The sequence below is a fragment of the Actinomycetota bacterium genome (assembly GCA_036280995.1).
Taxonomy (GTDB): Bacteria; Actinomycetota; CALGFH01; order CALGFH01; family CALGFH01; genus CALGFH01.
Genome location: DASUPQ010000545.1, coordinates 1 through 5,896, shown reverse-complemented (window position 1 = coordinate 5,896; position 5,896 = coordinate 1). Strand labels below are relative to the sequence as shown.

The 5,896-nt window shown below is 73.9% G+C and carries 6 protein-coding genes; 3 read left to right on the top strand and 3 right to left on the bottom strand.

Annotated features, from left to right (window positions below; all coding sequences use genetic code 11):
* A complete protein-coding gene (locus VF468_18275) occupies nucleotides 1-1,131 on the bottom strand; it encodes a low temperature requirement protein A (protein HEX5880236.1) in 1,131 nt (376 codons plus the stop codon).
* A 2-nt stretch (nucleotides 1,132-1,133) separates the two neighbouring features.
* Entirely contained in the window at nucleotides 1,134-2,501 is a 1,368-nt protein-coding gene (locus tag VF468_18270) for a DUF2252 domain-containing protein (protein HEX5880235.1), read from the bottom strand.
* A 78-nt stretch (nucleotides 2,502-2,579) separates the two neighbouring features.
* Between VF468_18270 and VF468_18265 the strand changes: the two genes are divergently transcribed.
* Nucleotides 2,580-3,314, top strand: coding sequence for an NAD(P)H-dependent oxidoreductase (locus tag VF468_18265; protein ID HEX5880234.1), 735 nt, complete (start codon nucleotides 2,580-2,582; stop codon nucleotides 3,312-3,314).
* An 11-nt stretch (nucleotides 3,315-3,325) separates the two neighbouring features.
* On the opposite strand, the gene VF468_18260 is transcribed toward VF468_18265, so the two are convergent.
* Nucleotides 3,326-4,396: an NAD-dependent epimerase/dehydratase family protein gene (locus tag VF468_18260; GenBank protein HEX5880233.1), complete on the bottom strand. Its 1,071-nt coding sequence runs from the start codon at nucleotides 4,394-4,396 to the stop codon at nucleotides 3,326-3,328.
* 129 nt (nucleotides 4,397-4,525) lie between these two features.
* Between VF468_18260 and VF468_18255 the strand changes: the two genes are divergently transcribed.
* Together VF468_18255 and VF468_18250 are read left to right on the top strand one after the other, a co-directional pair.
* Nucleotides 4,526-5,224, top strand: a complete 699-nt coding sequence (locus tag VF468_18255; protein ID HEX5880232.1) for a response regulator transcription factor — start codon at nucleotides 4,526-4,528, stop codon at nucleotides 5,222-5,224.
* Nucleotides 5,221-5,896, top strand: a 676-nt coding sequence (locus VF468_18250) for a HAMP domain-containing protein (protein ID HEX5880231.1), incomplete at its 3' end; no start/stop codon positions are given. The genes VF468_18255 and VF468_18250, both read left to right, overlap by 4 nt.

The window sequence follows — 5,896 nt, the reverse complement described above, 5'->3', positions numbered from 1 at the left end:
CTACCGGCGCGGCTGACGGTCGGATGGCCGGGCGGCCCGGCGTTCCAGCGTGAGGGCGGCGGCCAGGACCAGGACCAGGGTGGTCAGCTGGGCGAGGGCGGAGAGGGCGAGGCCGACGGGGACGGTGGCCAGGGCGAGGGCGGCGGCGGTGGCGCGGAGGGCGGCGGGGCCGAGCTGGAGGGTGCGGCGGAAGAGGAGGTCGCCGGCCAGGAAGAGGGCGGCCCCGCCCGACAGCATGAGGGCGTGGGCCAGGTCGAGGGGGTCGAAGGCGTGGCCGATGGCGTCCTTGAGGCCGGCGGCCATGGCGATGATCCCCAGCAGCATGACCAGGTGCCAGTAGCCGAAGGCCTGGATGGCGACCCAGCCGCGGCGGTCGTCGGGCACGGCGGCCAGGGCCCGTTCGGCCCGGGTGTCGTCGTCGCCGCCGAAGTAGGCCCACCACAGGCAGGCGGCCAGCAGCAGACCGAGCACGGCCACGCTGGCCAGGGCCAGGTCGACCGGGAGGCCGGCGGCGCCGATGCCGATGGCCACGATCGACTCGCCAAGGGCGACGATCACCACCAGGCCGTGGCGCTCGACGAAGTGGGCCGGGGCGACCCGGAACCCGCCGGTGCCGGCGAGGACGGGGGTGAGCCACTCGAGCGCGAACGCGGCCGCCCACAGCAGGTAGGCCGGGGTGCCCTCGACCAGCACGGCGGCCAGGACGAGCAGGGCGGAGCCGAGGTTGAACGGGGCCAGGCGGATGACCGCCCGGACCGTGTGGGTGGCCCCGGCGCGCGTGAACAGCCCGGCGTGGACGGCCACGACCACCAGGTAGGCGACCCCGAAGGCGGCGTCGCCCTCGCTGAAGGCCTGGGGGATGGCCAGGGCCAGGACCAGGTACCCGGCCATGCCGCCGAGCAGCAGCAGCCGCCGCGCCGCCCGGTCGGCGGCGACGGCGTTGGTCAGCCAGGCGTAGCCGCCGTACATGTAGTAGATGACGCCCAGCATGAGGACGACCCGCAGCAGCCCCCGCGGGGTCGGGTCGTCGCTCAGCACGGCCGTCAGCTGGGTGATGGTGAACACGAAGACCAGGTCGAAGAAGAGCTCCAGGGTGGAGACCCGCTCGGCCTGCCCGCGGGGCTGGTCCACCGTCAGATCCCGGCCTCCGCCGGGAGGCGGCCGGCGGCGACGGCCTTGCGCAGCGCCTCGTGGTCGGCCTCGGTCTGGTCGGCGTAGGCCCGGGCGAACCTGGCGAAGGCCCGGTCGGCGCTGTCGCCCTTGCCCAGGTAGGCGGACAGCCTGGTGGCCCCGGTGGAGCGGGCGTGGCCCTTGGCCAGGAGGGTGCCGCAGACCCGGGAATAGTCCATCAGGGCCGACCCGTCCATGCCGTCGACGGTGATGGCGCCCTTCATGTCGCGGAACTGGCGCACGTAGTAGTCGCGCTCGCCCACGCTGGTCCAGCCGAGCAGGGGGTCGCTGACCGTCTGCAGGGTCTGCTGGTACTCGACCACCCGCTGGCCCTGGTGGGCGTGCCAGGCCGTGTCTCCGTGCACGAACCTGGCCACACAGGAGCGCCTGGCCTGCTTGAGCTGGAGGAACACGACGTCGTTGGGGTCGTTGCCCTGGAGCAGGGCGACATAGGCGCGCAGCCCGACGCTGCCGACCCCGACCACCTTGTGGGCCAGGTCGACGACCCTGTAGTAGGCGAGCACCCGCCGCCAGTGCGGCGGCAGGGTGCCCAGGTAGGACTCCAGGCCCTCGATCAGCCGGCCGGTCTCCCGCTCCGACACGTGGGTGACCAGCGGCGGCTGGTCGACGATGTGGCGGGTGCCGCCGCGCTCGCGGGTCAGCTTGGGCAGGGCCCGGTCGCTGGTCCGGGTGCGGGCCCGCTGGGCGGCCCGCTCGATCTCGCCCCGCAGCGACCAGTCGGCCAGCTCGGCCCGCATCCGGTCGATGTCGAGCCGGTCGAAGGACCGGGGCAGCAGCGGCTGGCCGGCCAGGGCCCGCAGCTGGCGCCGGTAGGCATGGGCGCAGCGCAGCACCGCGTCCTCGCAGGTGTCCTCGGACAGGCCGTTCTCGCGGCCGGCCACCCACACGCTGGTCGTCAGCCGGTACAGGTCCCACTCCCAGGGCCCGGGGTGGGCCTCGTCGAAGTCGTTGAGGTCGAAGACCAGGTCGCGCTCGGGGGAGGCGTAGAAGCCGAAGTTGCCCAGATGGGCGTCGCCGCAGATGACCGGCTCGATCCCGGTCCGGGGCAGGTGGGCGAAGTCCTCGGCCATCAGCGCGGCCGAGCCGCGCAGGAACGCGTACGGCGAGGCCATCATCCGCCCGACCCGCACCGGCACCAGCCGCTGCAGCCGGCCCTCGTGGGCCTCCTCGATCAGGTCCAGCGGGTCGGGCCGGTCCTCGGCCGGCCGCCAGCGCCCGAGCGCGCTGCGCCTGACCTTCTCGCGCAGGGCCCGCCCGGTCTTGCGGCGCTCCTCGCTGGTCGGTAGCGAGGTCCGCAGGACGCTGGTCATGTCAACCTCCCGCCGTGGCCGTCCGCCGGCTGCCATCATGCCAGCAGCGCCCGCCGCCCGACCCACCGAGGAGGCTCGATGACGGAGGAGACCAGCACCGGCACAGGCGAGTGGCGCTTCGACGACCTGCGCGCCCTGTACGTGAACTGCACCCTGAAGCGCTCGCCCGAGCGCAGCCACACCCAGGGGCTGATCGACGTCAGCGTGGCCATCATGGAGCGGCACGGCGTGACCGTCGAGCAGCTGCGGGCCGTCGACCACGACATCGCCACCGGGGTGTGGCCCGACATGACCGAGCACGGCTGGGCCACCGACGAGTGGCCGGCCATCTACCGGCAGGTGCTGGCCGCCGACATCCTGGTGCTGTGCGGCCCGATCTGGCTGGGCGACAACGGCTCGGTGACCAAGCGGGTCGTCGAGCGGCTGTACGCCTGCTCCAGCCTGCTGAACGGGGCCAGGCAGTACGCCTACTACGGCCGGGTGGCCGGCTGCCTGCTCACCGGCAACGAGGACGGGGTCAAGCACTGCGCCATGAACCTGCTCTACAGCCTCCAGCATCTCGGCTACACCATCCCGCCCCAGGCCGACGCCGGCTGGATCGGCGAGGCCGGACCCGGCCCCTCCTACCTCGACCCCGGCTCGGGCGGCCCCGAGAACGACTTCACCAACCGCAACACCACCTTCGCGACCTGGAACCTCATGCACCTGGGGGCGCTGCTGAAGCGGTCCGGCGGCATCCCGGCCCACGGCAACCAGCGCTCGGAGTGGGACGCCGGCTGCCGCTTCGACTTCGACAACCCCGAACACCGCTAGCGCGCCGGTGCCTAGGGGCTGGCCGGGACGGGCGCCCGCAGCTCGGCCCGGGCGAGCTCGGCCATGCCCTCGGCGAAGCCGACCCTGGCCCGGAAGCCGAGTCGGGCGGCGGCCAGGGCCGGGGAGGCGAACACGTGGCGGACGTCGCCGGCACGCCAGCCGCCGGCGATCTCGGGTGCGGGACCGTCCATGGCGGTGGCCAGCGCAGCCGCCAGCTCACCAACGGTGCGGGGGTGGCCGTTGGCCACATTGAGGGCGCCGACGACCGGCTCCGGGGCGGTCAGGGCGAGCAGGTTGGCCCGGGCGACGTCGGTCACGTGGACGAAGTCGCGCCGCTGGCCGCCGTCCTCGAACACCCGCGGCGGCTGGCCCGCGGCCAGGGCGCTGCGGAAGATCGCGGCCACCCCGGCATAGGGGGTGTCGCGGGGCATCCGAGGCCCATAGACGTTGTGGTAGCGCAGGGCGGTGACCGATGGCCCACCTGCCAGGGCGCAGGCGGTGGCCAGGTGCTCCTGGTGGAGCTTGGTGGCCGCGTAGACGTTGCGTGGGTCGAGTGGGGCGTCCTCGGTGACCGCCACCGGCTCCAGGTCGGCGCCACAACTGGGGCAGGGCGGCTCAAACCGGCCGGTGTCCAGCCGCGCCGCCGGCCGGGGGTCAGGGCGGACCGGGCCGTGTTCGCAGCACCGGTAGGCGCCCTCGCCGTAGACGACCATGGAGCTGGCTAGCACGAGCCTGCCGACGCGGCGGTGGTGGGCCACGGCAGCCAGCAGGGCCGCGGTGCCCAGGTCGTTGTCGCGCACGTAGTCGACGACATCGCCGAACTCCTGGCCCAGGCCGACCATGGCCGCCTGGTGGCAGACCGCATCGACGCCGTCCAGGGCACGGTCCAGCACGCTGGCGGCCTCCGGGTCGGCCAGGTCGGCGTCGAGGTGCTCGACGTCGTCGCGCAGGTAGGCGGGCCGGCCGGCATGGGCGCGAGGGTGGAGGCGGTCGAGGGAGACGACCTCGTGGCCGGCCTCGATCAGGAGGTCGACGACGTGGCTGCCGACGAAGCCGGCCCCGCCGGTGACCAGGACGCGCATGATCGGCCAGGTTGCCCGGCTCGCGGCCCGGAGAGCAACCGGACGGCGCTTACGAACTCGTGACGGGTTGGAGATGGACATGGCGAGGTCACCCAGGATGTGCCACCGTCGAGGCCGGAAGGAGGGTGCGTGGCCGGGGAACGGATCCTGGTCGTCGACGACGAGCCGACGGTCCGCGAGGTCGTCCAGCAGTACCTGGAGCGGGAGGGCTACCGCGTCCAGGCGGCCGAGGACGGCCCGACGGCGCTGGCGGCGTTCAGCGCGGGTGTCCCGGACCTGATCGTCCTGGACCTGATGCTGCCGGGCGTGGACGGGCTGGAGGTGTGCCGACAGGTCCGCGCCAATGGCGCGACCCCGATCATCATGTTGACCGCCAAAGGGCACGAGTCGGACCGGATCGTTGGGCTGGAGCTGGGCGCCGACGACTACGTGGTCAAGCCGTTCAGCCCCCGTGAGCTGGTCGCCCGCGTCCGTAGCGTCCTGCGCCGGACCCTGGCCGCCGATGGCCAAGGCCCGTCGCCGCCGCTGCGGTCGGGAGACGTCCGGGTCGACCCAGTCACCCGCGAGGTCACGGTCGCCGATCGACCGGTCTCCCTCACCGTACGCGAGTTCGATCTGCTGGCCTTCCTGGTCAGCCATCCGCGCCAGGTGTTCAGCCGCGGCCAGCTGCTGCGCCAGGTCTGGGAGTACAGCTGGCTCGGTGACACCTCGACGGTCACGGTGCACGTGCGGCGGCTGCGGGCCAAGGTCGAGGACGACCCGTCCAACCCGCAGCGGCTACAGACGGTGTACGGCGTCGGCTACCGGTTCGTCCCGGTGGAACCGTGAGCACTCGCAGCTGGGCTCGGCTGTCGCCGCTGGGCTGGTTCCTGGCCGGCCTGGGCGGCAGCGCGCTGGTGGCCGGCGCGGTCGGGATCCCGCTCGGCGAGACGGGCACGCTGCTGGCCGTCATCACCCTGGCCGCTCTGGTGGTCGTCGCGGCCGGTCTCGGGCTCCAGGGGTGGCTGCGTCGGCGGCGGGCCAAGGTGGCCAGGCAGGGCGCGCTTACGGCGGCGGTGACGGCCGCCGTCGCCCTGGCCGGCCTGTGGGCAGTCAGCGCCCAGATGCTCGTCTCCAGCCACGACCTCGCCGTGGTGCTCGCCTCGCTCCCGGTGGCGGCCGGGGCCGGGGTGGCCTACGGGGTGGCCACAGCCAGGCAGGTTGCGGCCGACCTGGAGGCCCTGGCCGGGACGGCGCGGCGGCTTGAGGCCGATGACCTGTCCGCCAGGGCCCCGGTGCAGGGGACCGCCGAGATCGCGCTCATCGCCGAGACCTTGAACGCGGCCGCGGCCAGGCTGGCCGAGGCCCGCGAGCGGGAGCGGCGCATGGAGCAGGAACGGCGCGACCTGATCGCCTGGGCCTCCCACGACCTCCGCACGCCGCTGGCCAGCCTGCGCGCCCTGGCCGAGGCCCTGGCCGACGACCTGGCTCCCGACGAGGCGACCCGGCGCCGCTACCTGG

What these genes read in the sequence shown, in the direction of transcription:
- VF468_18270 (HEX5880235.1), bottom strand. Translation starts at nt 2,501, where the DNA reads ATGACCAGCGTCCTGCGGACCTCGCTACCGACCAGCGAGGAGCGCCGC.
- VF468_18265 (HEX5880234.1), top strand. Translation starts at nt 2,580, where the DNA reads ATGACGGAGGAGACCAGCACCGGCACAGGCGAGTGGCGCTTCGACGAC.
- VF468_18260 (HEX5880233.1), bottom strand. Translation starts at nt 4,396, where the DNA reads ATGCGCGTCCTGGTCACCGGCGGGGCCGGCTTCGTCGGCAGCCACGTC.